The organism is Clostridium sp. DSM 8431, assembly GCF_900116755.1.
Classification (GTDB): domain Bacteria; phylum Bacillota; class Clostridia; order Clostridiales; family Clostridiaceae; genus Clostridium.
Window position 1 is genome coordinate 1 of the sequence record NZ_FPBY01000291.1, and the last position, 2,159, is coordinate 2,159.

Consider the following 2,159-nt stretch of genomic DNA (forward strand, 5'->3'; position numbering starts at 1 on the left):
TTTAAAGCACTTTCATCTGCATTAATCTACTAAGTTGACGACATTGTATAATCGCTTGATTGGAAATAGTATTCCAAGCGTATCATCTTCAACTATAAAACTTGGATGGGATATTCCAAGAGGGGTTAGTAATTTTGCTAAGAAAAAGTCAAAATCAAAAGGAAAGTCATCAGCTAAGGCAAATACGTCTACAACTAATAAAAAGCAAGAACCTATTTATTATGCAGCATATAGAAAAAAGGGGAGCAGAGGAGGAATAAGAACTACTTTAGCAATAAGCAAGGATATAGCTAAAGTAAGAGCACAACTAGGATATGATGTATATACTTTTAAACAAAGTGATGCTAAAAATTTAGCGGCAGAGGCAAGTGGATTAACAGCAGGTCAATATAAAAAATTTGCAAAAGAAGAAATTCATTATTATGACATTAATGGAAATTATCACTCGGATAATAAATGGCATTATCATTTAGAACCACATAGTAGTGCTCATATTTTCTATGGACCTTTAGAGAATGATTAGAAAAGATAATTATTTAAATATTTAGGAGATGATATATTTGGAGGATATTTATCAATCAATTATTTTAGATCGTATATCTTGTGGAATTGATGCTAAAATTGAATTAATAAAAATGTGGAAGGAAGAATTAGCATCACTTGAAGATAATGATGATAATAAGGAAAAGATAAAGAAATTAAAGAAATATATTGAGCAGGGAGAAAGGTGTCTTCTGCTTGGAGAAAAGTCTTTTAAATTAGCAAGGAATTTAGAAGAATTAGGGGAGCTAGAGAGGTATTATTAATGGAAACAAAAAGAGAGAGAAATGCAAGGTTATTTTTAAATTTAAGTGGTGGTCTTTTAGGAATTAGGCAGTTAATAAGCTATTTTAGTATACATAGTATGCTTTATGAATTAAATTATCCTAAAAGTATTACTGTTAAAGAGGCTTTGAAATTAGTGGAAAACATTAATGAAAACAGTTATGAACTTGATTTTGATGAAGAAGATATGGATTTGCAATTAATTTATAATTTCTTAAATGTTACTGAAAAAGAAAATAAGTTGCTTTTAGATATGTATATGGATTATCTTGAGGATAAGATAAGGGAGGAATAGACTATGTGGTTTGAAGAAGATCCTAAAAAGGATACTTATAGAGAACTTATGGATTACTTATTTAAAGAAGCTGAAGAGTTTAGTTTAGATATCTATAATAGGAATTATTCTGAAGAGGCTGTAAAACTGTTTTATGAGTTAGAACCATATATAATTAATATTGATTATCTAAAGATTTATAGAAATAATTCTTTAGATTTATGGGATAAAAAAAGATATTATTTTAAGACAAATGAGGAAACTTTGGAAATATTAAAAAAATATAATGATGAAGGATTTTTTGCATGGGTGTGTCCTAAGTTATTTAATGATTTATGTTTTTATAAAAAAGAGAAAATTGAGTGGATTTGTACTATTGCTCATGAAAGAATAGCTTTTATTAAAAATGAAACTGAAGAAGAAATAGAAAATATGAAAAAAATAAAAGGTTTGAAATTAGGAATGTAAGATAAGAATATTTAAAAAGTACTTAGATAAAAATAATAATAGAAAAGGATATGTATTTGAGTACAAAATTTAAAGGACATCCACTTATATTTGAATAGCTAGTTACTTTTATATGTATGACAGCCTAATGGTAATGAGTTTGCAGAAGACCTTGCTGTTGAAAGTAGTAAAACAAATTAGTAGAACATAATACAAGTTTATGAAATAGCAGATAATTTTACTTATTATCTGCTATTTTTAATGCATACAAATTATAAATTTTTTTGAGGTCAAATACTGATTTTGACTGGCTTTTTGATATGAAAGTTATCAAATGCATTAAAAATAATTGTAGGCCGCAAAAGAACCTAAAAGCAAAATAATTAAATTGTATTTTTATATGAAATTATTTTACTTTTAGAACCTTTTGCATGGCAAAACAAAGCTGCTTCCTGCGCTGAAAGCGTGGCGTCAGCCACTTTGTTCTTTTATTAAAATAGGGGGCTTTTTTAAAATGGAATTATTAACTATGATAGTGCATTTTTACTTGAAAAATTTTACAGTCAAGTAACCAAACAGAATCCTAAGCTATTTTTAATGACTCAAAAATTTC

4 protein-coding genes are annotated in these 2,159 nt (G+C 27.3%); all 4 read left to right on the forward strand.

Annotated features, from left to right (window positions below; all coding sequences use genetic code 11):
- Nucleotides 1–55 precede the first annotated feature (55 nt).
- From BM384_RS16835 to BM384_RS16850, 4 genes are read left to right on the forward strand one after another with little or no spacing between them, the layout of a single operon-like run.
- The gene (locus tag BM384_RS16835; RefSeq protein ID WP_207650750.1) at nucleotides 56–523 is read left to right on the forward strand and encodes a hypothetical protein; all 468 of its coding nucleotides are present in this window, start codon (nucleotides 56–58) and stop codon (nucleotides 521–523) included.
- 37 nt (nucleotides 524–560) lie between these two features.
- Nucleotides 561–806 (forward strand): hypothetical protein, encoded by a 246-nt coding sequence (locus BM384_RS16840; RefSeq protein WP_090015393.1) that lies wholly within the window; start codon nucleotides 561–563, stop codon nucleotides 804–806.
- Complete coding sequence (locus BM384_RS16845; protein WP_090015395.1) at nucleotides 806–1,120, forward strand: hypothetical protein; 315 nt, start codon at nucleotides 806–808, stop codon at nucleotides 1,118–1,120. The genes BM384_RS16840 and BM384_RS16845 overlap by 1 nt, the downstream gene beginning before the upstream one ends.
- A 3-nt stretch (nucleotides 1,121–1,123) precedes the next feature.
- Nucleotides 1,124–1,567 carry a hypothetical protein gene (locus BM384_RS16850; RefSeq protein WP_090015397.1) on the forward strand — a complete coding sequence of 148 codons (444 nt, stop codon included), beginning with the start codon at nucleotides 1,124–1,126 and terminating at the stop codon, nucleotides 1,565–1,567.
- Nucleotides 1,568–2,159: the final 592 nt, after the last annotated feature.

Excerpts from the sequence above, each read along its gene's own strand:
- BM384_RS16850 (WP_090015397.1), top strand. The coding sequence starts at position 1,124 with ATGTGGTTTGAAGAAGATCCTAAAAAGGATACTTATAGAGAACTTATG.
- BM384_RS16845 (WP_090015395.1), top strand. The coding sequence starts at position 806 with ATGGAAACAAAAAGAGAGAGAAATGCAAGGTTATTTTTAAATTTAAGT.